Source organism: Acidaminobacter hydrogenoformans DSM 2784, assembly GCF_900103005.1.
GTDB classification, from domain to species: domain Bacteria; phylum Bacillota; class Clostridia; order Peptostreptococcales; family Acidaminobacteraceae; genus Acidaminobacter; species Acidaminobacter hydrogenoformans.
The window spans coordinates 71,977-95,804 of the sequence record NZ_FMWL01000013.1; the positions used below are offsets into that span (position 1 = coordinate 71,977).

General features: G+C 50.8%; 20 protein-coding genes. 3 read left to right on the forward strand and 17 right to left on the reverse strand.

Going from position 1 to position 23,828, the window contains the following annotated elements; genetic code table 11:
* Positions 1-55: 55 nt before the first annotated feature.
* The 15 genes from kce to BLP63_RS11730 all read right to left on the reverse strand — a co-directional run bounded on the left by kce (position 56) and on the right by BLP63_RS11730 (position 15,022).
* Positions 56-871: a 3-keto-5-aminohexanoate cleavage enzyme gene (gene kce, locus BLP63_RS11660; RefSeq protein WP_092591752.1), complete on the reverse strand. Its 816-nt coding sequence runs from the start codon at positions 869-871 to the stop codon at positions 56-58.
* Between the two features lie 11 nt (positions 872-882).
* Positions 883-1,266 carry a 3-aminobutyryl-CoA ammonia lyase gene (kal, locus tag BLP63_RS11665; RefSeq protein ID WP_092591754.1) on the reverse strand — a complete coding sequence of 128 codons (384 nt, stop codon included), beginning with the start codon at positions 1,264-1,266 and terminating at the stop codon, positions 883-885.
* Between the two features lie 165 nt (positions 1,267-1,431).
* Positions 1,432-2,049, reverse strand: a complete 618-nt coding sequence (locus tag BLP63_RS11670) for a V-type ATP synthase subunit D (RefSeq protein WP_092591756.1) — start codon at positions 2,047-2,049, stop codon at positions 1,432-1,434.
* Positions 2,050-2,061: 12 nt separating this feature from the next.
* A complete protein-coding gene (locus BLP63_RS11675) occupies positions 2,062-3,435 on the reverse strand; it encodes a V-type ATP synthase subunit B (protein WP_092591802.1) in 1,374 nt (457 codons plus the stop codon).
* 18 nt (positions 3,436-3,453) lie between these two features.
* Positions 3,454-5,220, reverse strand: a complete 1,767-nt coding sequence (locus tag BLP63_RS11680) for a V-type ATP synthase subunit A (protein WP_092591758.1) — start codon at positions 5,218-5,220, stop codon at positions 3,454-3,456.
* On the reverse strand, positions 5,210-5,854 hold the full coding sequence (locus BLP63_RS11685) for a V-type ATP synthase subunit E (protein ID WP_092591760.1): 645 nt from the start codon (positions 5,852-5,854) through the stop codon (positions 5,210-5,212). Before BLP63_RS11685 ends, BLP63_RS11680 begins: the two co-directional genes overlap by 11 nt.
* 17 nt (positions 5,855-5,871) lie before the next feature.
* The gene (locus tag BLP63_RS11690) at positions 5,872-6,177 is read right to left on the reverse strand and encodes a V-type ATP synthase subunit F (RefSeq protein ID WP_092591762.1); all 306 of its coding nucleotides are present in this window, start codon (positions 6,175-6,177) and stop codon (positions 5,872-5,874) included.
* A 36-nt stretch (positions 6,178-6,213) separates the two neighbouring features.
* Positions 6,214-6,639: an ATP synthase subunit C gene (locus BLP63_RS11695; RefSeq protein ID WP_092591764.1), complete on the reverse strand. Its 426-nt coding sequence runs from the start codon at positions 6,637-6,639 to the stop codon at positions 6,214-6,216.
* Positions 6,640-6,680: 41 nt separating this feature from the next.
* On the reverse strand, positions 6,681-8,666 hold the full coding sequence (locus BLP63_RS11700; protein WP_092591766.1) for a V-type ATP synthase subunit I: 1,986 nt from the start codon (positions 8,664-8,666) through the stop codon (positions 6,681-6,683).
* A 6-nt stretch (positions 8,667-8,672) separates the two neighbouring features.
* A complete protein-coding gene (locus tag BLP63_RS11705; protein ID WP_170829430.1) occupies positions 8,673-9,719 on the reverse strand; it encodes a V-type ATPase subunit in 1,047 nt (348 codons plus the stop codon).
* Between the two features lie 20 nt (positions 9,720-9,739).
* Entirely contained in the window at positions 9,740-10,075 is a 336-nt protein-coding gene (locus BLP63_RS11710) for a hypothetical protein (protein WP_092591770.1), read from the reverse strand.
* A 441-nt stretch (positions 10,076-10,516) separates the two neighbouring features.
* The gene (locus BLP63_RS11715; protein ID WP_092591772.1) at positions 10,517-12,259 is read right to left on the reverse strand and encodes an NADH-dependent [FeFe] hydrogenase, group A6; all 1,743 of its coding nucleotides are present in this window, start codon (positions 12,257-12,259) and stop codon (positions 10,517-10,519) included.
* An 18-nt stretch (positions 12,260-12,277) separates the two neighbouring features.
* The gene (locus BLP63_RS11720; RefSeq protein WP_092591804.1) at positions 12,278-14,044 is read right to left on the reverse strand and encodes an NADH-ubiquinone oxidoreductase-F iron-sulfur binding region domain-containing protein; all 1,767 of its coding nucleotides are present in this window, start codon (positions 14,042-14,044) and stop codon (positions 12,278-12,280) included.
* A gap of 53 nt (positions 14,045-14,097) precedes the next feature.
* Complete coding sequence (locus BLP63_RS11725) at positions 14,098-14,490, reverse strand: (2Fe-2S) ferredoxin domain-containing protein (RefSeq protein ID WP_092591774.1); 393 nt, start codon at positions 14,488-14,490, stop codon at positions 14,098-14,100.
* A gap of 1 nt (position 14,491) precedes the next feature.
* Positions 14,492-15,022, reverse strand: coding sequence for an NADH-quinone oxidoreductase subunit NuoE family protein (locus BLP63_RS11730; RefSeq protein WP_092591776.1), 531 nt, complete (start codon positions 15,020-15,022; stop codon positions 14,492-14,494).
* 489 nt (positions 15,023-15,511) lie between these two features.
* Between BLP63_RS11730 and BLP63_RS11735 the strand changes: the two genes are divergently transcribed.
* Together BLP63_RS11735 and BLP63_RS11740 are read left to right on the forward strand one after the other, a co-directional pair.
* Entirely contained in the window at positions 15,512-16,210 is a 699-nt protein-coding gene (locus BLP63_RS11735; RefSeq protein WP_092591778.1) for a response regulator transcription factor, read from the forward strand.
* Between the two features lie 3 nt (positions 16,211-16,213).
* Positions 16,214-17,671: a sensor histidine kinase gene (locus BLP63_RS11740; protein WP_092591780.1), complete on the forward strand. Its 1,458-nt coding sequence runs from the start codon at positions 16,214-16,216 to the stop codon at positions 17,669-17,671.
* Between the two features lie 116 nt (positions 17,672-17,787).
* On the opposite strand, the gene BLP63_RS11745 is transcribed toward BLP63_RS11740, so the two are convergent.
* Positions 17,788-22,533, reverse strand: coding sequence for an Athe_2463 domain-containing protein (locus BLP63_RS11745; protein ID WP_092591782.1), 4,746 nt, complete (start codon positions 22,531-22,533; stop codon positions 17,788-17,790).
* Between the two features lie 65 nt (positions 22,534-22,598).
* Positions 22,599-23,336, reverse strand: a complete 738-nt coding sequence (locus BLP63_RS11750) for a hypothetical protein (protein ID WP_092591784.1) — start codon at positions 23,334-23,336, stop codon at positions 22,599-22,601.
* A gap of 311 nt (positions 23,337-23,647) precedes the next feature.
* Here BLP63_RS11750 and BLP63_RS17345 point away from each other — a divergent pair.
* A partial coding sequence (locus BLP63_RS17345; protein WP_408605871.1) for a transposase family protein occupies positions 23,648-23,828 on the forward strand: 181 nt, incomplete at its 3' end.

Here is a 23,828-nt window from a genome sequence, read left to right on the forward strand (position 1 = left end):
ACTTAAAAAGCAGCCCGTCATCCATTGCCGGGCTGCTTTTTTCGTCACTGTCCTACTATTTTGCAATGCCCAAAATACGTCTTGCCTCAGCAGGCGAGGCGACTTCTCTGCCCAGTTCTGCTGCGAGCCTGACGACCCGCGCGACCAGCAGCGCGTTTGAATCCGCCTTGACACCTTTGCTGTAGTAGACGTTGTCTTCAAAGCCCACACGGACATGACCGCCCATGATGATGCCCATTACCGCGAGCGGCGTCTCATAGCGTCCAATCCCAGCCACCGTCCAGGTGGCGTCAGAAGGAATCTGCTGAACCATGTACATGAGGTCCTCAGGGTTCCCTGGACAAGCGCCAGGTACGCCAAGGACGAAGTCGAAGTGAAGCGGCGCGCTGATCAGGCCCTTTTTTACCAAGCCTTTGGCCGTCTCAATCATACCGCGCTCGAACACTTCGATTTCGGGCTTGACGCCCATTTCCTGCATACGTTTAGCGAAAATCTCAATGTTTTCCTGCGTGTTCATAAAGACGTCATCCCCAAAATTGCAGGTTCCGCAGCTGAGCGTTGCCATTTCTGGTGCCAGCTCAACGGGCTGCAGGCGCTGCTCGGGGGTATGCCAGGTAGCGCCGCCCGTAGACGGCTGAACAATAATGTCACACTTGGCACTGATTTTCTCAATGATTTCTTTGTAAACCTCTTTTGCCTGGGTGGGATTTCCCTCCGCGTCTCTGGCGTGGACGTGTACTATGGACGCGCCGGCTTTCCAGCATTCATATGCCGCCTCGGCAATTTCATCCGGGGTTACGGGCAGATTTGGCTGAATGTCCTTTGTAACCTCAGCACCGGTCAGTGCTGCGGTAATGATCAATTTTTCCATACCGACCCCTCCTATTTGCGCTGTTTGTCTTTTGGAACCACACAGGTGCCTGTCGCGCGACAGACCACTATAGGCTCTTCCAGGACGTCACAAGCGGAATCGTTGATGTCCGGTCTTGGAATGATGACTTTTCTGGCCTCAAAGACCATCTTTCTTGAAGAATTGCCCACTTTGACAATCTCACCCACCGCTTCAATATAATCTCCAGCATAAACCGGCGCGAGGAATTCTACGGACTCGTAGCCCGCAAACAAGCCTTCATCTCCATCCTGACGGATGAGAAGCTCAGTGGCGACATCTCCGAACAAATGGAGCATTTTCGCGCCGTCGACGAGATTGCCGCCGTAATGCGCGTCGTGCATGCTCATTCTGACTCTGATCATTGCTTTTGACATATGATAACCTCCAAAGGTTAACCCGACCCTGTTCTTACACCCAAGGCTATTATATCCTTTTGGCGGCAAAAAAGAAATGAGGAAGTTGAAGCTGCCCGTAAATATGGTGTCGATCCCGGGCGGCAGCAAGTTCCTCATTTAAACTGTTCTGATATTAACACGCGGCTACTTCGCCGTATTTTTCTTGACTTTCTTCAGCCGGAAAAAGTCCTCGCGCTCTTTCTCCTCGAGGGTCTCCGAAATGGCCTTTACCAAGGCCCTGTATCTTGGGATCTGAATTCGGTCGAGGGCGTTGGTTCTCTTTTGGGTTTTTTTTATTTCCATGGCCAGTTTATAAATGGAGGTTTCGATCTCCGCCAGCTCGTACAGCTTTCGGCGCAGGTCATTATAGGCCTCCACGGCGTTGTCCAGGGCAGAGTTCGTCCTGAAAACGCCATAGCTGGGATCTATGGGTTGAGGCTCATTCTTGACCACGGGGAGCTCTACACCCATGACGCTGCGACTTAGCAGCTCAAATTCCTCATCCTTTGGAATAGAAATGGAGATTTCTTCTATAGTCTGGGTTCCCAAAAGCATATTGGAAATCTTCAAAGCTTCGGAAGCCTCTTCAAAGCGCTTCTGAATCTCAATCTGAACCTGATTGGCCCTGTTCATCATGCCCATCATGTCCCGGATCAGCACGTTCCGCTTCCTGTCCAGCAGCTCGTAGCCGCGGATGGAGAAGGCGAGCATGCTCTTCGCCCGGATGAGATTGGCCTTGGTTGGCGCAATATTGCTATACATCCCTCACCCCTCCTAACCCTTGTAGAAGGCTTCTACGATTTCCGTACTGAGGCGGTCCAGCTCCGTTTTAGGCAGGATGCTGAGGACCTCCCAGGCAATGTCGAGGCTTTTGTTGATGTCGCGGCTTTCATCCAGGTGCTGGCGCACAAACCGGCTTTCAAAGGCCCTGCCAAAGGCCATATAGCGCTGGTCTGTCTCGGTAAGGTCGCTTTCCCCAATAATCTGAGCCAGGGAGCGGATGTCCTGCACCTTCGAGTAGCAGGAAAACAGCTGGTTGGCGACATCCGGATGCTCTTTTGTGGTATAGCCCTCACCTATGCCGTCTTTCATCAGACGTGACAGACTTGGCAGGACATTGATTGGCGGATAAATATTGTCCTGATGCAGCTCCCGGCTGAGAACGATCTGGCCTTCGGTGATGTAGCCGGTCAAGTCGGGAATAGGATGGCTGATGTCGTCATTTGGCATAGTCAGAATAGGCAGGAACGTGATGGAGCCTTCACGGCTGTGGAGCATGCCAGCCCGCTCGTAAAGCGAGGCCAGGTCAGAGTAAAGGTAACCCGGGTAGCCTTTTCTGGAAGGTACCTCCTCACGGGCTGAGGATACCTCCCGGAGCGCTTCACAATAGGAGGTCAAATCCGTCATCACAACCAGGACGTGATATCCCAGCTCGAAGGCCAAATACTCAGCTGTTGTAAGCGCGCACCTCGGTGTGCTGACACGCTCTACAATAGGGTCATCCGCCAGGTTAATGAACATGACCACCTTATCTATAGCGCCTGAATCCTCAAAGCTTCGGCGGAAGAAATCAGCATCATCATGCTTGACACCAATGGCGGTAAAAACTACCGCGAATTTGTCATTGCTGGTGCCGCTGAGCTTGGCCTGCCGGACAATCTGAGCGGCGAGTTCATTGTGGGGCAGGCCGTTTCCAGAGAATATGGGCAGCTTTTGACCCCGGATCAGGGTGATCAGGGTGTCTATGGAGGAGACACCGGTTTCTATATAGTCTCGTGGGTACTTCCGGGCTACGGGATTAATGGGACGGCCGTTGATATTGTAGCGCAGGTTGCCATAGATTGGACCGCCGCCATCTATAGGCCGCCCTATGCCGTCAAAGGAGCGTCCAAGAATGTCCGGGGACATTATGAGCTCAAAGGGCCTGCCGGTAAAGCGTACCGATGCGTTGGTCGCTGAAAGGCCTGAAGTCCCTTCAAACACTTGGGCGACCACCGTCTTGTCCTCAAGGCGGATAATTTTACCCAGCCTGTCTTTGCCGTCCTTGACGCGAATTTTGATAATTTCGCCATAGGAAGCATTTTCCACGCCCGAGAGGACCATCAGCGGGCCTTCCAGAGAGTCGATTTTCAGATACTCTTTTGCGATTTCCACAATGATCCCCCCTTAAGCATATTTTTTGATGAGCGCGTCGAAGTGGTCGTCGATTTCCTCCGTCAGAGTATCCAGCCCACTCAAATCATCATTTGGAATGTCATACTTCATTTTGATCACGCGGTCAAAGAGCACTTCGTTTCGGACCACTGAAATTGGAATGCCTTGTTTAACCGCTTCCAGACCTCGCTCGTAGAGATGCGCAATGACGGTCAGCATCTGATATTGCTTCTGAATAGGCACATAGGTGTCGTCCTTGTGGAAGGCATTTTGCTGCAAAAATCCAATTTTAAGAACTTTGGAGACTTCCAGGATCAGACGCTGATCGTCCGGCAGGACGTCTTCCCCTACGAGCTGAACAATGTCCGCCAGTTTGTTTTCCTCGAACAGTAAACGAAGCATTTCAGCGCGCAGCTCAACCAGGTCCGCGCTGACATTAGCCGCGTACCACGGTGCCAGCACCTTGATATAGCCGCTGTAGCTGTTGAGCCAGTGGATCGAAGGATAGTGGCGGGCATAAGCCAGCTTCTTATCCAGGGCTAAAAACGCGTTGACAAAGCGCTTGGTGTTTTCTGTGACTGGCTCTGAAAAATCCCCGCCCGCCGGCGAGACCGCGCCAATAATAGTGACTGAAGCATCCCGGCCTTCCATGGTCCGGACATACCCGGCACGCTCATAAAATTCTGCCAGTCTGGAGGGCAGATAAGCCGGATAGCCATCCTCGGCCGGCATTTCCTCGAGGCGGCCTGAAATTTCACGGAGGGCCTCTGCCCAGCGGGAAGTGGAATCCGCCATGATCGCGACATCATAGCCCATGTCCCTGTAGTACTCCGCAATGGTGATGCCTGTGTAAATGCTGGCTTCACGGGCTGCCACCGGCATGTTTGAAGTATTGGCAATCAGGACCGTCCGGTCCATGATAGGCCGTCCGGATTCGGGGTCTATGAGCTTTGGAAACTGCTCAAGAACGTCTGTCATTTCATTGCCTCGCTCTCCGCAGCCTATATAAACAATAATATCCGCATCGCTCCACTTGGCCAGCTGATGCTGGGTCATGGTTTTTCCGGTACCGAAGCCTCCCGGAATAGCGGCAGTACCGCCTTTTGCGATTGGGAAAAAAACGTCGAGAACGCGCTGTCCCGTGAGCAGAGGCTTCGATAGGGCCAGGCGTTCTGACACCGGCCTTGGCGCCCTTACCGGCCACTCCTGAAGCAGACAGAGCACCTCCTCGTCGCCTTCCCGGTTCCTGATTTTAACGAGCGGCTCTGTGATGCTGTACGCTCCTGAAGGGGCACACCAGGTGACCTCACCTTCCACGCCAGGGGGTACGATCCAGCGGAACTCGATCAGAGGCGTTTCCGGGAAGCTCGCCATACACATGCCTTGCAGCAGGTGCTGGCCAACGACCACATCCATGTCCACATTCCAGCGCACTTCCTCGTCTATGGCAATCATGCCAATCCCTTCATTGATAAAGCCCGGGTTGTGCTTTTCAATTTCAAGAAGCGGCCTTTCAATGCCGTCAAATATGTTCCCCAGGAGACCCGGTCCAAGCTTCAGGGACAAGGGCTTTCCGGTGGAGGTCACAGGTTCGCCAATTTTTAGGCCCTCTGTCTCCTCATAAACCTGAATGGTAGCCTCATTCCCATCGATAGCAATGATTTCCCCAATGAGTTTGAGATGGCCCACCATGACCATTTCCCGCATTTTATAGCCTGTCATGTCTGTCGCTCCGACGACAGGACCATTCACCATCTTGATGCGGCCTCTATCCGACATTTGCTTCACCCCGTTCCTCAAGAAGCTCCGACACCAGCTGCCCAATCACGACCTCTGCGTCTTCAAGCAAAACATCAAATGAACCGTCCAGCTTCAGCGAGCGCACTTCATTGTAGAAAATCAGACCACCGGCAATGCCTTTCCTGAGAGGCGCCCATTCGACATTGCCGCTGTCAAACCCTTGTTCTTCAAGCGTCTTTAGCAGTGTGTCCCTGTAACGGGTCATGTCCTCTTCCAGGAGCTCGACCTTGAATTTCCCGAACTGATTCAGTTCATCCACAGATTTTTTGATTCTCTCCTTTAAGAAGTCCAGATATTCCGGTGTGCTTCTGAACTCATTGACCCGTTCTCTTAAAGCATCACAAAGCTCCAGGACAATGTCATGCTTCAGCCTCAGCATCTGGGTCCTGACACCGCTGAGCACCTTCGAGATCTTTTTCCTGGCGTCGCCACGAGCATTCTCTTCGTTGACTTCTATATACTTCCTGGATTTTTCCTTAAGCTTTTCCTCATAAACTTTGACTGCCTCAAAAGCCTCTTCGTCCAGCTCAGAAATTTTCTCGCTGTAAGATTCCTCGAGGCGATCAAGGACTATTTTCGTGAATACTTCAATTTTGTCATCGACTGTAATCATTGGTCACCAACTCTCTGTTACAGTTTTATGCCAATCGAGTCGCGTATGTAGCGCGTAATGTACCCGCTGTCATATTTGCCGCCGACCGCCGGCACTTCAACAATCATTTTTTTCTTTTCCTTAAGCTTGATTGCCATGACTTCTTTTTCAATCATGTGCAGGATTCCGCTGGACAAGACGACGATCCCAATCTCCGGATCCGCCAGCTTCTTTTCCAGAAGCGCAAGGGCCTTGTCCCTGTCTTCGACGAGCTCGCCGGCAATGCCGGACAGTCTGAGGCCCATGAGTGTATCGAGGTCATCACTGATCAGAAATGATTTCATGCGTACTGCCCCTTTCTGGCGCGGTGGGCGTGCGGCCTACAATCGGCCAAGGATCAGGATGGAAATGATCAGGCCATAAATCGCGATCCCCTCAGCGAGACCGACAAAAATGAGCGTTTTACCGAGGATTTTAGGATCCTCCGAAACCGCGCCAAGGGCAGAAGACCCTACCGCGCCAACGGCATAACCTGCGCCGATGGTCGCCAGGCCCGTACAAAGCGCCGCCGCAATAAACCCAAGGCCGCTCGCCGAAGTCGCAGCACCTGTCTCCGCCGCATATGCGATATCCGGCACAATCATCCCAATGGCAATCATCATAACCGGCGCAAAAATGGCGATATTCCAGCGCATGATTCTCTTCAGCTGTTTCTTTTCCTTAAGGCCTTCCCCAAAGTAATGGTAAACGCCTGCCAACACGGTCCCAATGACCAGTAAAACGTTCAATCCAAGCAAAATTTGCATGTAAGTCTCCTCCTCATTAAAGCACGCTTAGCCGCGCTATCTTATACTTCTTGAAATCTGACCGGGTCAAAGGCTTCGCCATCACCGGAATAATATTTGCTGAACAGTTCATAATACATCAACCGTAATCCCTGGATCATGACGATCAGGCCCTCAAGAAAGATGACAATGAGATTGCCAAGGAAAAACATCAGGATCTCTCCGCCAAGGTTCCCTATCAAAGCGCCCATAGTGTGGAACGCGACGAACAAACCCACGTGGTTGAGGGCAAAGGCGCCCACACGTATGAAGGAAATGCTGTTCGACAGCATGCTCAGGAAGGTCTCCAGAATATCGAAACCGCTTTCCACGTAATACTCTGACATTTTTTCGTGATACAGGGGTCTGACGCCCTTTATCAAATTGGCCAGTGGTTCGCGGCCAATTATGGCAGCCACGCACGCCGCAACGACAATTACTGACAGAGGCACCGGGAGGCCAGGAGTATCTAAAGCAATTTTCATCACAGCCTGAATCAAGGTCAGATAGAGGATCAAGCCTGCAACGCCATTTCGGCCAAGCCACCCTTCCTTCAGGTCGCCTACCCTCAGCTTATTGAGGATGCTGTACGCGAAGCTGATCAGCAGAAGGAATACGCCAACCCCAACCGAAACACCCAATATGGTGTTGATGTTCTCAATTGGCCTGAGGTAGGGCATGAACGGAAACAGCTTTGAAATCAGATGCTCGTAGCCAAAGAAACTGTCGTAAAAAAATCCAAAGAATGCCGAACTGATGCCAAGTCTTGCCAAAATATGAAAGTAGAGGTTCTCCGGTGTTCGCTTTGTCAGAACCATACCCGCCAAAAATAGGACTATGCCTTGACCCAGGTCGCCAAACATGGCGCCAAATAAGGTCATATAAGTGATCCCAAAAAAGACGGTGGGATCCGTTTCGTTGTAAGCGGGCGTGCCGTACATGCTCACCAGCATCTCAAAAGGCTTGACCAGCCAGCGGTTTTTCAGCAGCGTTGGCGGTGTATGCTTCTCGATTGCATTGCTGGTGTCATTGAACATGACAATGGTACCGGGCCCAAGCACCTTGACCCGCGCCTCGAAAAGATCTTTCTCACGTTCAGGAATCCAGCCTGCCAGATAGAAAAAATTACGGGTCGTAGCTATGCTTCTCCTCATTTTAACCTTGACGCGTTCAAGGGCGAGGGCATTGACACTGGCCTGAATCTCAACTTCATAGGAGCGCTTAAAGACTTCCAACTCACTCAGTTTCTGAGTGATCTCCGTTTCAATTTCTTCCTGACGTGCCAGAATTCTTCGCATAGCTTCAGGCGCTTTGACTCTGTAAGCTTCCGGAATGGGAATCTCTTCGAAGTAGACCGACCTGAGAATGCGGTCTGTTTCAGCGTCCAGCTCCTTCGGAGATATGATCAGTTCAGCTTCTCCCCGTTCAATAGTGTCCAGGTGCATGACGACAGCGGTTATGTTTTCATAGTTGAGTGAGAGCTTGTATCTGTTTTCCTTTGACAAGACACCCAGTCTGGCAGAAAAATTCTCCATGTTTAAGATAGCTTCGAGGTCCACCTCAGTTTCCTGCAGCTTTCCAAGACACTCCAGCTCTTTGAGGTGAACCCGCTCCTCCCTGAGGGCCGACAGGACACTGTAATCTTCGCTGACTTCCTCTGTAAAGAGATCAATTTTCTTTTCCACCAGCTCCAGCGTCCAGTCCCATTCCGGATCCTCCAAATAGGACCGGTCCAACTTTTTGTCAAGACCCAGCATCATCAGGAGCTTTTCTGCTTTCTCCATAAGCGCCTTGGGATCGACTTGCGTTTTATAGGGCTCAATCCGGCACATATTGAGAATTTCATCTCGGTTCTCATCCACCATGCTGAGCCTGAAGTTGCTCTCTTCGATTTCATGGTAAGCGTTGACGAGCTGAATGCGCTCGAACAGAGCGATCTCTTTGAGCACTTCATCCAGCAGCGCCAAATCCGCTACCAGATTTACCATGATCATTTTTTCAATGGCCATCCAGCTTCACCCCCTCAGTTCCCTTATTAAGAATTTCCGGCAGGCCTCGCTGCTGATGTTATAACGCTTGGATTCCACAATGGTAAACAAGTCCCGCATTTCATACTCGAGACGGTGCAGGTACACCATTGGCTCTGTTATGGACATGGGATAATCCATACGCAGTTTGTCAAACAGCTTATAGAGATACCGGTCCATCAGAATTTCGAGGTTCAGCTCAAAGTGCTCTGTCTGTTCAAACATGAAGCCGTAGGGCGAAGCCCGCAGTACACGGTTGACCTCTTCCAGATTTGGCAGATAGCATAGCTCTTTGAGCCGCTTGTATGTAAAGTACTTGCCATTCAGCAGGGTATAGTTGAGAATTTCTTCAGGCAGCAGCTGATAGTAACGCCTGCCCCTGTACACCCACTGAATGTTGAGCATATCCACGTTGCGCTTTAAAACCTCACCCACAGCCATTTGGTCAGAGGGATCGAGCTTTTCGGTGCGCTGCGCGAGCTTTTTGAAGTAAAGACGGTCCAGGTTCATCTCGACATAAAACATCATTCTCGTAGGCTCTTCGTCTTTATAGTAGTCAATCAGCTGCTGATATTCCGTGCCGGCAAGGGCGGTGGAAAGCTCCTCGACAGTTGTCGCCTGGCTGATTTTCCCATAATCCAGTTCTGAATAGATATGCGGTGTGATTAAGTGATCCGTGATGCTGAGAAGGCTCTCGCGGCGAATCACCATTCGGAGAAACAGCTTCAGATTTTCAATCTCATAACGCATCAGCAATACTTTGAAGTAGGCTCTGTACTCGTCGGTAAAATAATGGTACAGCTTTTCATGTTTTTCGAAAGCGTTGCGCTCGAAGCGCCCTTCAAGCTCTATGATGTCTATCTTTCGCGCCTCAGGCAAAATGGAAGCATACCAGGTTTCTTGACGCAGATAGTCAACCACTTCATCCACATGGTCGAGAAGCAGGAGCTTGTAATAATCCTCATCTTTAAGAAGCTGACCTTCAAGGGCACGCACCTTCGCGTTAACTGCTGCAAATTTGCGTACATTGCTCATGCCTGAGTCCCCCCTCCGTGTCATTTTTCATAACTGGTGACCATCAGCTCAAAAGCTTTTCTCAGGATCGTTTCCCTGTTTTGGTCCACAAGCGCTCTAATCCTCTGGTTTTCACGAACGCCTTCCTCCCGGATCCTGTGAACCTCAGCGTCCGCTTGTCCCACGACCTCGTCGTATAGCTTCTTGGCTTCCTTGCGCGCTTCGTGCATGTAATCCGACTCCATGTCCCGCTGAAGCTTTTTTAACGCTTGCTCTTTTTCTTCCCGCTGCTCTTCTTTTAATTTCTCAAGCCGTATGCCCTGGTAGTCGATTTCCAAGATTCTTGCCAGAGTTCTTTCGATGGCTTTCGATTTCACTTGACACGCCACCCTTCCCGTTTCAACTTGATTTCTCAGAACGCCCAAAGCCAGATATTCGAATACTTGGGAACTTCCTATGGGAACCCTGTGAAATACTATAACCCTTATTATAGTCCTCTTATTTCAAAAAGCCAGAAATCTTGCAAAATTCAATGTTTCCATGATGAAAGTGTCAGTTTCATGTTGAATTTTCAGGCAAAACTGATAAACCAGTTATTTAAATGATGTTGATTAAGCCTCAATAAGTTAATCAAACTAATGAAAATTTTGAAATTCTGAGTTTCTGCGAAAAAGAACCTATAATTAGCGAAAATGACTGATGAGTATTGAAAAAATTGCATATTTCAGAATTCAATTATTCACACGCGCAGAAAAATCGAAAAACCCCGTGCCGCGATTTCTCGCGGCACGGGGCTGCACGGCCATCAGGCCATAGCTTTAAATTTTCTCTTTTGGCACATAGTGCGTATGAAGCAGCTCATGGGCCTTTTCGCCATACGGCTTGCCAAGGTATTTGTCATAGAGATCCAGAACTTCCTGGTTCTCATGGGATTTACGCTTGGTCTTGTTGCGGTCTTCCTGGTAGATCGCGATCTGACGCTGACGGATGATTTCCATGTCACCGTGGTGATATGGCTGTCCGCCGCCGCCAATGCAGCCGCCTGGGCAAGCCATGATTTCGATCGCCTGGAAGTTGCACTCGCCAGCCTTGATGCAGTCGAGAAGTTTTCTCGCGTTGCCAAGGCCGTGGGCAATACCAATATTGAGCTCGAGGTCGCCAATTTGAACTTTGCCCGAACGGATGCCGTCAAGTCCACGAAGCTGAGTCAGCTCCACTTGCTCGAGGGTTTCGCCTGTGAGCCACTCATACGCCGTACGCGCAGCTGCCTCAATAACGCCGCCGGTCGTACCGAAAATAACAGACGCGCCTGTGGATTCGCCAAGCATATGGTCGAAGTCGCCCTCTGGGAGGTTAGCGAAGTCAATGCACGCTTCCTTCAGCATGAGGCCATACTCACGGGTTGTAAGAACATAGTCGACGTTTTGGAGCTCATGGTGAGAAAGCTCTGTACGCTTCGCTTCTGCCTTCTTCGCGATACAAGGCATGACAGAAACAACGACAATATCCTTAGGGTCAATGCCTTTTTTCTCAGCGTAGTAGGTCTTGGCAATCGCGCCAAACATGATTTGAGGCGACTTACAAGTTGAAGGAATGTCGAGCATATCCGGATATTGGTGCTCAAAGAACTGAACCCATGCCGGGCAGCAGCTCGTCAGAATTGGAAGCGTGCCGCCGTGCTGAATGCGGTGAACGAGTTCGGAAGCTTCCTCGAGGATTGTGAGGTCAGCCGCGAAGTCCGTATCATAGACTGCATCAAAACCGAGGCGTTTGAGGGACGTCGCAAGCTTGCCAGTTGAGATGGATCCCGGTGGCATGTCAAAGAGCTCGCCAACTGCGACACGGATCGCAGGCGCGACCTGGACGATAACGTGCTTGTTAGGATTGTTGATCTCTCGCCATACCTTATGGATGTCATTGTTTTCAGTAAGCGCAGCCGTTGGACAAACCGCGACGCACTGACCACAGTAGGTGCAGGAAGTATCTTTCATGTCCAGGTTGAACGCAGGACCAACGAAAGTATCGAAGCCACGGTTGACCGCAGACAGAATGCCGCAAGTCTGAACCTCGTTGCACATGGTTTCGCAGCGACGGCACATGACGCATTTGTTTGGATCTTTAACGATTGCGCCGGAAGACTCGTCCTTTTCAAAGTCAATGCGCTCGCCAGCCCATTTAATGTCGCGAACGCCAAGGTCCGCAGCGAGCTTCTGGAGATCACACTCCAGGTTCTTAGGACACATGAGGCAATCTTTAGGGTGATTGGAGAGCAACAGCTCCACAGACATACGACGCGCAGTGATAGCACGTGGCGTATGCGTTGAAACATGCATGCCGTCAGTGACCTTCTCAGAGCAAGCCGTGACAAGCGCAGGACGGCCTTTTACCTCTACCATGCAGACACGGCAGGAAGACGCCTGGTTGACAACGCCAAACTGATCCATATGAAGGTTCATATGGCAGAGCGTAGGTATGTGAATCCCAAGAGACCGAGCCGCTTCCAGGATGGTTGTTCCTTTTGGCACCGCAATTGGGGAGTCATTAATCGTGAGTTTAATCATCTACATTCCACCTCCAAACTAGGGCTTAAGGATAGCGCTGAACTTACATGCCGTGAAGCACGCGCCGCAACTGATACATTTTTCCTGGTCAATGACATGAGGCTCTTTGACCTTGCCGCTGATGCAGTTGACTGGACACACGCGAACACAGGCTGTACAGCCAATACACTTGTCAGCAATAATTGAATATTTGGCAAGTGCTTTACATGAGCCCGTCGCGCAGCGCTTATTGAAGACATGGTTCTCATATTCTTCTCTGAAGTACTTCATGGTGCTCAACACTGGGTTTGGCGCCGTTTGTCCAAGGCCGCAGAGCGCGGAATCCTTGATCATGTGAGCAAGCGCCTGCAGATTGTCAAGGTCCTCAGCCGTGCCGTGACCCTCTGTAATTCTCTCAAGGATTTCCAGCATACGCTTCGTACCAACACGGCATGGTGTACACTTGCCGCAAGACTCATCTTTTGTAAAGTCGAGATAGAATTTCGCTATGTCCACCATACAGTTGTCTTCGTCCATAACAATCATACCGCCAGAGCCCATCATGGAGCCGATGGCTTTCAGGCTTTCATAATCGATTGGCGTATCAAGGTCGGCTGCCGTAATAACGCCGCCAGAAGGACCGCCAGTTTGAACTGCCTTGAAGGCTTTGTCATTCTGAATGCCGCCGCCAATTTCGTAGATGATTTCACGCAGTGTCGTTCCCATTGGAACTTCGACGAGGCCAACGTTGTTGACTTTGCCTGCCAGCGCGAAAACTTTCGTGCCTTTGGATTTCTCCGTGCCAATACTTGAGAACCACTCAGCGCCGTTCAGGAAGATTGGCGCGATGTTTGCGTAGGTTTCAACGTTGTTGACGCAAGTAGGCTTGTTCAGATAACCTGCTTCCGATGGGAACGGAGGCTTCTTGGTAGGCTCGCCGCGCTTGCCCTCAACGGAGTGGATCAACGCTGTCTCTTCACCGCACACGAACGCGCCAGCGCCCAGTTTAATCTCAATATCAAAGTTGAAGCCAGATCCAAACAGGTCATCCCCGAGAAGCCCAAACTCTCTCGCCTGAGCAATAGCAACTTCCAAACGATGGATGGCAAGTGGATACTCTGCGCGAATATAAATGATGCCTTTTGACGCTCCAATGATATAGCCGCCAATAGCCATTGCCTCCAGCACCGAGTGCGGGTCGCCCTCCAGGATGGAACGGTCCATAAAGGCACCCGGGTCGCCTTCGTCTGCGTTGCAGATGATATATTTCTCATCACCAGGGGATTTCAACGTGAGCTCCCACTTCATCCCTGTAGAGAAGCCGCCGCCGCCCCGGCCACGGAGACCGGCGTCTTTGACAACTTTCACAGCGTCCTCACGCTTCATGGTAAGGACGTTCGCAAGAGCTTCATACCCTCTGAATGCTATGTATTCCGTAATATTTTCCGGATCGATCATACCGCAGTTTCTAAGCGCAATTCGAATCTGCTTTTTATAGAACGGCATGTCTCTGTGAAGGTCCAATTTTTGATTTTCAATAGGCTCGACGTAGAGCAGACGGTCGACGTGACGTCCTTTAATAACGTGCTCTTCGATAATTTCAGCGGCGTCTGACGCCTGTACCTGAACGTAGAAAACATTGTCCGGGTGGACCTTGACGATTGGACCCTGGCCGCAGAAACCGAAACAGCCGGTTTTGACAACCTTGACTTCTTTATCATATCCCTTTTGGACAAGGATGTTTTCAAGCTCAGTGATCAGCGTATCCGCTCCGGATGAAATACATCCCGTACCACCGCAGACCATGAGATGAGTTCTGATCTTAGCCACAAATTACCCTCCTTCGCTGTTCCTTTAATTTATGCTTTCACAAAAGTGTTGATGACGACGCAATCTTCCAGCATTTCCTGACGCATGACATAACGCGAGATGATCTCTCTGGCGCGCTTGTCGTCAACTTTGCCAAAGATTATAGGCTCGTGGCCCGGAAGGTTGACCTGAACCGTTGGTTCGCTGTGGCAATAGCCAAGGCAGCCAACTTGAACAATGCGGATATTATTAAGGTCTTGCTTTTCAGCTTCATCCAGCAGCGCGCTGAGGGTTTCACGGGCGCCAGCGGCGATCCCGCAGGTTGCCATACCAACCATAAGCTCTACAATGTCCTCAGTAGATTCGCCGGTTTCACGAAGGTTGACTTTTTTCTGAGACTCTTCGCGGATGCGTTTGAGGTCTTCAAGAGATTTAATCGCCATGTTAGTTCTCCTTTCCGAAGTTCTTAACCACGTAAGCGTTGATGATGCCGTCGACTTCGTCCAGCTTGACCCTGCCGTAAACCTTGTCGCCTACGAGAACGATTGGCGCGAGACCGCAAGCGCCGACGCAGCGGACATCTTTCAAAGTAAAGAGGTTGTCCGGTGTCGTTTCACCTGTTGTGATGCCGAGTTTTGACTTAAATTCATGAAGAATTTTGTCCGCGCCCCTTACGAAGCAAGCCGTTCCCATACATACTGAAATGATGTTTTCGCCAACAGGGTTTGTCGTAAAGAACGAGTAGAAGCTGACCACGCCAAAGACGTTGGCTGCCGGAATGTCAAGCCGCCTTGCGACGAACAACATGACCTCCTGCGGCAGATAACCGAAGAGATGCTGTGCCCGGTGAAGTACGTGAATCAAAGAGCCTTTTTTGTCTTCGAGTGTCTGGATGTAGCTGTCAAGTTGATCGAACAATTCCTTTGGCAAATCTTTAACACTCACAGTTGGGATCTGTGCCAATGCCTTCGCCATTATTGCACCTTCCTTTCAACATATCGAAGTCTGATATAATAAATGAACAAAATCATTATATCACTGACCCGTTGGTTTTGTGAATAATAAATAATATAAATTGAAGATTTTTTAACAATATTTTTTTCGAATGAGTATTTTCAACGGTTTCAAAGTTTCATATGTATAATGTTATAATATTCACACATTTCTCTGATAGAATATCCTAATTTTATAAAATGTTTGTCAATTGTAGTCAGACTAAAATTTTTTGTTAATTTTTGATCATATTTTTTCATAAATGCCATCAAAATTATATTATGTACACTTTCGTGAAAATTTGTTCGACGGGTTATATTCGCGTCACCATCGGCATAGTTCTTAACGATTGATTAAATGTGACGTTAAAGTTTGATTCATTTGCCTTAAAAAAGTATATTAATGGAGAGAAGCGGCGTTTGTATTCTATGTTAAGACGCCTAATTATACCAATATATGGAGGTACCCTTCATGTCAAACGAAAAGATCCTCGTCGTCGAAGACGAAAAAGAAATCGCCCAAATGATCCGGGATTATCTGAAAGCGTCAAATTACGACGTCATTTTAGCCTATGACGGCGAAGAAGCCCTGAATACCTTTTACAGAGAAAATCCGGACCTGGTCATCCTGGATATCATGCTGCCAAAGATCGACGGCTTCGAAATCTGCAGAACCATCCGCACCAAGTCACCGGTGCCCATCCTCATGCTAAGCGCCAGGAAGGAAGACATGGACAAAATCCTGGGACTCGGCCTCGGCGCAGACGACTACGTGACCAAGCCTTTCAGCCCAAGGGAACTGTTGGCGCGGGTCCAGTCCCAGCTCCGCCGCTACAAGGAGCTTTCTACAACACAGACGCCTTCAAGCGCGCTGGTGATTGGCGAGCTGGAAATTGACCCTAGCGCCTATACGGTTAAAGTCCGCGGCAATTATGTGCCGTTTTCAGTGAAAGAATTCGAAATCCTCTATTACCTCGCCAGCAACCTCAATCAAGCCCTGGCCAGGGAAAAGATCTTTGATCACGTATGGGGCTTCAACGAATACGGCGACATCAATACCGTGACGGTGCACGTCCGAAAAATCAGGGAGAAGATTGAGGAAGACCCTTCCAACCCTAAATATATCGAGACCGTCTGGGGGATCGGATACAAATTCAAAGGGGGAAAATAACCTTTGAACATCCGTTCAAAAATCATTCTTTCATTTTTATCCCTGTTGGTGATCCCCCTTTTGATCGTCATATTGTCCGTTCTCGTGCTGACCACGAATTTTTTCAACATTCCGGCGGTGGACAAATTCGTATCCATCACCTCTTCCATGGACCGGGTGACGGAGGAATTCGCAGGCAATCTGGACCGCATTGACAATTATCCTTACATGGACGGACTGCTCAGACCCTATTACACGACCTATTTCAGGCGGCTGCTCTACGTCGACCAGGAAAACATCATCCAGTTTGACAGTGAGCGAAAGCTGATTGGCGTCGCCTTCGACAAGGTCTCGTTTTTTGAAACAGACTCCGAGGGCGGTGTGACTGTCAGTGTTGACCCCTCCAGCCTGAGCATGATGGAACGCAACGTCGTAAAAGGCGGCGTCACTCACGGACGGCTTGTTTTTCTGCCAGACATTGACATCAAGGACGCTTTTACCTTTTTCAGTTATCTGCCCATCGCTTTTGTCGCAATCTTTGTCATCTCCGTCATGACCATGATCCTGATTCTGTCGAAAATCCTGTCGGACGGCATCCTAAATCCGCTCAAAGAACTTAACCACGCAGCTGAAATGATTGCCTCCGGGGATCTGGACTATGAGATGAAATATAAAAAAGATGACGAGATTGGGAAGTTCTGCAACGAATTTGACCGCATGCGGCTGCGGCTCAAAGATTCACTGGCCAAGCAGGTTGAGTTTGAGCACTCCAGGCAGCAGCTGATTGCCAGTGTCTCCCACGATCTTAAGACGCCATTGACCTCCATTCAAGGTTATGTCGAGCTTCTGAGCGACGACATTGTCGAGGACCCTGAGACCCAGAAGCAGTATCTGGACATCATCCGTTCCAAGAGCGCCCAGCTGAACCACCTGATCGACGACCTCTTCACCTTTACCAAGATGAACCTGGACGAATTTGTTATTGAGCTGTCGCCTATAGACTCACAGGCACTGTTCGACTTTATGCTGACGGAAAAGGAAATGGACTTTCAGGACCGATCCGTTGCCCTACGGGTGGACCGGCCCATTCCCAGCGTGCCTATAGCGGCAGATGCGCCAAGGCTTCACCAGGTCCTCGACAATTTGATCAGCAACGCGGAAAAATTTACAAAGACCTACATCCACATCTACACCCGGGTGACACCGGGCTATTTCGAATGGTTTGTTGAAGATGACGGCATAGGGATCCCCCAAGAGGACCTTAGCCGCATCTTTGAGCACTTCTACAAGGTGGACAAATCCAGGACCTACTCAAGCCGTGGTACGGGACTGGGCCTGGCTATCTGCAAACAGATCATTGAGGCCCACTGCGGCACAATCAGCGTGAAGAGCCAGGTCGGTGAAGGCTCGACCTTCAAGGTCAAGCTCCCCATCCAGCCGGCTGAATCAGACAGCACTGCCCACAGCCAAAGTTTAAGCTAAGCAAACAGGAGGTGGCGGACTCACGGTCCGTCCCCTCTTATTTTTTGTAACGCTTTCAAGTCGCCTCACCGCCTCGCTGTCTCTGTAACTCACTACCTTTATGAGCGTGGCGAGTCTTAGAAGATCAAATCATAAATATTTCCAGTCAGCTCAATATTGTCAAATCTGTAATGACTTACATGCTCCGGCCAAGTCACTGTAAATTCAATCCAGTACGGGGTTTTTAGCCTGTGGTCTGTCCACCCAAGAGTACTTGGCGCCAGGGGCAGCTTGTAAGACCCACGCCAGAGCCCGTCTCCCGCTGACTTGAGTTGCAGAGGAAAGGGAACAGCTTCACCGAAGGCTTCCTCGTAACGATAGACGCGCCCATTCGGATCCGTATACACCATCGCTTCCAGCTCCGGAGACATTCGGCAGGTGACACTGAGAGGTTCACCCTCTGCGGCAATTTCGAAATTCAACATCTCGTAAGATAAAAATCTATTCGGATTCAGCGCCATAGGCCTTCCCTGCCTGTCAATCTGCCCGCGCCAGTGATTCCAGGCGCCTGTCACTCCAGCATTTAAGATCTTGGGCGGACGGACCGTCAGCGATCTGCTGGTTTCCTCTGAGACGCCTCTGTCATCCTTAACCTCTGCACGAAGGCTATAGGTGCCATTTTTCAAGGGTTCGCTGATCTGAAATTCAAAGGCTTTCCCTGAAACCAAGCCTGAAAACTGCTGAGTAAAGGCATGGCTGGATTCTTTGTGTGCAGCAGTGAATTTCAGCGACATAGGGCTGCCCTCATGGTCTTTGGGGAGTACGGTGACAACAGGCCGCTGTCCTGTAAATGCCGGATCTGGAACGACGGAGACAATCTGGATCTCAGGCGCGGAGTTGTCAACGGTAAAGTTATAATGGACGGGGTCACTGATCTGGCCTTCAATGTCCCAAACAACGTAATCTGCCTCATAGGTGCCGCCTGGCAGTTTATCAGGCAGTCCATAGCGCCAGGTCCCTCCCGGGACACGGATCCTGAAGTCGCTCCGGACAATACCTCGGTTCGGATCGCTCAGCGCGTGGTCAGGATCTTGAGAGGTGTCTGTCCAGTAAAGGCGGTATTGACCCAGCAGCGTGTCAAAACGGGCTTTGAGCGTCAGGCCGGCAACGGGCTTCCGGTGCACTGTAAAAGCAGCGGAAGAAGCATTGGATTCCAGGTCGAATTCCGGCTTTGGCGTCACATCCTTAAGCTTTCTTTTCACGACAAAATGGCCTACAGAGCTCATGGTCTGCGGCGGGGTCGTCTGAGGCGGCGAAGTGGTGTAAAACTGCGCCTCTTGATCTGGGGGCGCTGCATTGACGGTGAGTCTGGTGCCAAACTCATCTATAGCGGAAAAGCTCTGAGGCGGCAAAGGGTTGTCAAAAGCCGTATCCTGGCTCAGGCCCCACATTTCCCCAGTAAGACCATCCCCCTCAGACTCCACCTCCACAGTGTGGTAGGTCAGCGCTTCGTTTAGAAGCATGAGCTTGTAGGGCATGACTTCATGGCGCTCTGAAATCAGGGTTATGGCTTGGCTCATAGCCTCAGCCGGGCCGCCTGCAGTGATCGTTTCCGCGCCAAGAGCCGTGGCCAGCTGCCCTGACCCCGCGCCCGAAAACCACTTTGCATCCGCCGTTGTCTTGAGCGCCCCGGCTTCTGGCTCAGGGAGGATTTCTCCAGGCAAGGCGGAATAGACCACATAGCGGCTTGCGCCAAGGCGCAGCCACTCCGGGTCGTAGATCTGCTCTATTGTCCGTGAAATTTCGCCTTCATAAGTGCCATAATAGCTGGAGCGCCAGCGGAGATCTGAATCCCAGACTTTTTTAGTGGTGCATACTTCCTGTGTTTCATAAACATCGACATAGCCGCCGTTGACATAGCAGATGAAGGGGTCCGCCGCCGGGCAGTAACGTCCCACCCACACTTGTTCTGTCTCGCAGGTCTCAACGGTGTCATAGTCGCCATAGTCTACATATTTGCCGTTGTCCTGGACGCTGATAAGATCAAGCACGCCGCTGTACCCACCCTCTGTGTACTCAAGGGTCGGCGGCGGATACTGGGTTCCAAAGAGCTGAGTGGTGGACGCTGGCATACGCTCTGTTATTTCTCCAAGATCCCAGACGTGGACCATAGCATCCAGTCCGGACAGCCTGAGGGTATTGGCCTGCTGAATCCGGTCCTTACCCGCCTGGACGCGCTGGGACTCTGGAAGCTTGGAGGACAGCATCAGAAGGACGTCGACTTTTTCAGGCGTCCTTGGGGTTTCCAGGTCAACAGATTGAACCGGGCGTAAATTCTCGCACAGGATTTCTCTTCGCAGACTTACCTTCCGGGTATCTGTTGGGGTTATAAAATTGGATAATGTGGGCTGCCCAAAGCTCTCTGACACATCCAGTATTGCCCTGTAAGCGCCAAGCTCTGTCGGAACAAACGAGGTAAAAGTTTCTTTTGTGTACTCCCCAACAAACGCTTCAAAAGCGCCGTCGACATTTGAGTCGAAGTAAACCTTGATGACGGCCTCCCCAACCAGATCGCCGTCTGTTGAGGCTATGTCAATGACTGTCCCAATGGATTCACCCCTTATGGCGACACCCTTATCAAAGTTGAAAATCACCGCAGGGCGTTGGTCCTGAACGATCACAAGATTCAAGATTGCGGGCTCGGACTGGCGACCAAGGCTGTTGACCGCTGTTAAAGTCACTTGATGATGCCCAGGGCTTTTGTAAAGCAGATGCTTTTCATCAGGTGAAATCTCAATAAGCTTTCTGGAGGTGTCTGAGCCGGTGACAGCTTTATAGCTAAAGGTATAGACTGCTGGATAGGCTGCAGCAAGCCGCGGGTCCTCCTCACCCGGCGCGTCGTTGAACACCGCGAGTTTTCGGTTGACTTTCTGGTGGCCGGAAAAGCTGAGCTGGGCTTTTGGCTGGGTGCTGACGACTTCGACCCAGTGCTCTTTGAAGCTGACGACGCCGTCTTTGGACACGGCCTCGACAACGACCTTGACAAATTCATTGGAAGCGCCAAGAAGTCCGGTGACCTCTGACATTTTGAACTGCCCGGAAAAAAAGTGGGCGCTGTCGACCGCCTCCCCGTCCACGGTGACGTTCAGCTGGGCTGTCTGCTTATGATTGGTCTGATCGACCGCTGGATAAGGTCGCATGTCAAAGGTCCATTCCGGCAGGCTGAGATTCAGTTCGACCGCTTTAGACTGCCCGCCTATAACGGCGTTGAATACTTTGGTTAGTGAGTGACTGTGACCATTGGCATCCAGAACGGTCTGGGTGACTTGGATCTGACGGTGGACTGTGCCCTCCGGCATGACACTGCGGACAAAATCTGTCAGACGTGTGGAAACAGCCTCGTCGGAGGCTGACAGCGCGCTCAGCTGGAAGGTGGTACTCTGTCCGGATGCCGGCGCCGTCAGCGCAAAGTGGTACTGGGTCACTGGGCCGCGGCTTTGGTTGGCATACCTTACGGGCGTTTGCTCAAAATCCGCACGTGTCGGCACGTATAGATCCGCTATGGAGAATGCGGATTGAAGAGGCGCCTGGGGCGCTGCCTCCGCTCCAATTTGGCAGGTGTCTGAAGCCGTCGCGATTGGGGAGGCTTTTCCTTCGAGATAGGTGATGCCGGTTTCAGCGGCAAAGGTGAACCGCCCCTGGCTGTCCAGGTTTGAACGACTGACATTCAGGGTGATTTCCGCGGTCAGAGTGGCGTTCTGATTTAAATCTGTACCGTTGTAGGTCTGAAACACCTGGGGTGTCATAAGACTCTGAGGGTTCTGTCGTCCCTCGCTGAGACGCCAGGACTGGATTTCATTTCGCGTGTTGTGAAGGGCTTTCCCCGCGGAGTTGGTCATGGCGGCGCCGTCCATCAGTGTCGCAGTAAGCCTGACTTTTACCGGTACGGTTCCATGTAGGCCAAAGCGGTGAGAGCCCTTTTCCAGGATTTCCACCTTGAGGTTAACAGGGGTCTGCTGGCGGTCCTGGATCGAATCCGGAAGGGAGACGGTCTGGTACCACCTGCGGTCATCCACCCAGTGCCATAGGCGACCCTCTCCGGGAAGCCCACCGCTGGGGGCTGAAAGAATCACCATGTGCTCTTCCAGCAGATAACCACCGTCTCTTTGATTTGCCTGTGGATTTGTGGAATTCAGCAGCTGAAACGGCAGCGCACGGTCAAACCAGGCTTGAGCCTGAGGGTCTCCGCCAATTGCCGCGTTGTTGAGGGGGCTGGCATAGACGCCGGTGATAGTCTGCCAGGGCAAGTGCACCCAATTTTTAAAGCTTAGGACACTGCCGCTGTTCGCGTCGTTGGGAAAGCGCTGGTTGGTGAAGACATTGCCGTCTGCTGAAAACCCATGGTAGCGGAATTCTCCCGGGATGTCTCCGTGACGGTAATAACCGCCCTCAACAGCTTTGAAGTCGTTGTTCTGGAGATCGTAAGGGCTGCCGTAGATGAGAAGCTTCAGATCTATGAACAACTCCGGATTCAGCTTGAGGCGACCGGACGCTGTGCTGGAGGCGAGCTGGATGGTCTGCGGTGTTCCTGCAGGTATTTTGAGTGCAATGCTTTCGAAGGTTGCCTCATGGCCTTCGTAATAAGAAGGATCCAGGTTTTTGGGGCTTGTGTAAGGCTTTGTCTCGCCTTGTCCGGCCTCCGTCGCATAAGCTGGCTGGATTCCAAGACCGGATAAGATAAAAAAGAGCAGCCCAAAAATGGCGGCTGCTCCTTTGAGGTGTTGGCACGACGTATTTAACGGCTTAAGGCAGCCTTGTGCTACGCGGACGTAAGCAGAGTTCGTTTTAATCATTAAGCTGGCAGATGACTTAAGCAGCTGCATTATTTTTTACCACCCTTGGAGGATTTTTGGGGCAGCTCCCGGACCTCGGGAGCATAGCTTTCACCTCAGAGGCCATCCGCAGCCTCGGTTGAACCAGACTCGGGAATGGGTTCAGAAGCAGGTTCAAAAATAGCTTCAAATGAAACGGCGTCTTCAGGCTGCGCCCCTTCACAGCCCTCTGCTGGCTGCAGCGGAGTTCTCAGATCAGTGGCTTTGGTCTTCGCTAAGGTTGTCAACGCTTCCGCGACTGTGACCAGTCTTTGAGGATTGAAATACCCGTCGTTTCCGGAGGCAATGCCTGACCATCTCAGCGCCAGGGACGCCTGGTAACCAAAACCGCTGAATTGATCCGCATCCTTCCAGTGGAGCTGGTCGTGATCCAAAACCTCCGCCGCTGGCATTTCCTCATAACCACTGTAAAGGATCATTCTGTACAGCGTATCTGCCAGCTGTTCCCTGGTAATGGGCTTGGAGCTCAGGACACGACCAGGCAGCGTGGTCTTCAGTGTTCTGGAGGCGTAGGTTTCAAAGGAGGCGCTGCTGATGAGCCCCTCTGGCCCAATCATGCGGTTGAGTCTTTCAACCTCATAGAGCGACAGCAGCTGTGACGACACGAGAACCCGGACATACGGCAATGACCAGTGATCAGAGGGCCAAACAGACTCAGCCCAGGCCTCTGAAACCAGCGCGCTCTCCTCCATGGTAACCGTGTGGGCTGTTGTCTCTGCCCCTAAAGACAAAACAGGACTTTGGGAAAGCAGCAGTGCCATGGCAGCGGTGAGTGCGATACGTGATTTGTGCATGAAACCGACCTCCATTGAATTGGTTATTTTTTACATCTACAAGCATTGTCTCACGCATCTAATGCCTTGTCAATATATGTAAATTATTTAATTTATTGGGCCTTCATTTTGGCAAAAACGATAAAAACCGCTGCAAGACGACATTAGCTGTCTTACAGCGGTTCTTAGACTTTAATGGCTCTATAATAAATGTTGGGGTGGGTGATTCCTCCCCAGCATTATTTTTTTCAAAAAAATAATGCACTTATATCTTTTGCTCCTTAAAATGTTAGTTGACTAGACAAACATTAAAGAAAGGGGCTTGGATATAAGTGCATCCTCATTCTACCAGTAAACTCTTAGATTTGAAAGATTGTATTATCAACAAAATCGACCATTCTGATTCTTTTATAAGAATTACAATCTCAACCAAGGCCAAGGAGGCTCACTGCCCGGCTTGTGGCAAATTGACTTCAAAGATTCACGACTATCGACATCAAACAATTAAAGACC